The 436-nt window shown below is 37.8% G+C and carries 1 protein-coding gene; it reads left to right on the top strand.

Annotated features, from left to right (window positions below; translation table 11 throughout):
• Positions 1-397 (top strand): hypothetical protein (locus B5G52_RS21815; protein WP_087534712.1); only part of this gene is annotated, 397 nt, incomplete at its 5' end.
• Positions 398-436 lie beyond the last annotated feature (39 nt).

The following is a 436-nucleotide window of genomic DNA, read 5'->3' as shown; positions in this document are numbered from 1 at the left end:
ACTAATCAAAACCATCGCACTTGGCTCATTACTAACTTGCTCAGCAGCGGCTATGGCTGGCGGCAGTGACTATAAGTTAATGGTTATTGAGCAGGCAACAGCGCCACAGCAACTAGAAGAGTCGTTCAATGGTTGTGCATTAAATGTTAAGTCAAAAAACTATGCAGAAGCTGAAGCCATTTGCACAAAAGCAATTGAGTTATTAAAAGTGACAAAAGGGCGTAAACTCAAAGTACGCGAGCTGACATCATTCGCTTTAAGCAACCGTGGTATATCACGTATCAAATCAAAAAATGATACAGCGGGTCTGGCAGATTTATATGAAGCAACACAGATTTCAAATAACACGTTAGTGTCTCATAACCTAACGCTTGCTAAAGAAGATTTATCTTTATAAGTATTTATTGATTAATACAATCTAGAGCATTTTAAAAAC

The sequence above is a fragment of the Pseudoalteromonas sp. A601 genome (assembly GCF_002165575.1).
In the GTDB taxonomy this organism is placed as follows: Bacteria; Pseudomonadota; Gammaproteobacteria; order Enterobacterales; family Alteromonadaceae; genus Pseudoalteromonas.
This window is presented reverse-complemented; position numbering and strand designations above follow the sequence as displayed.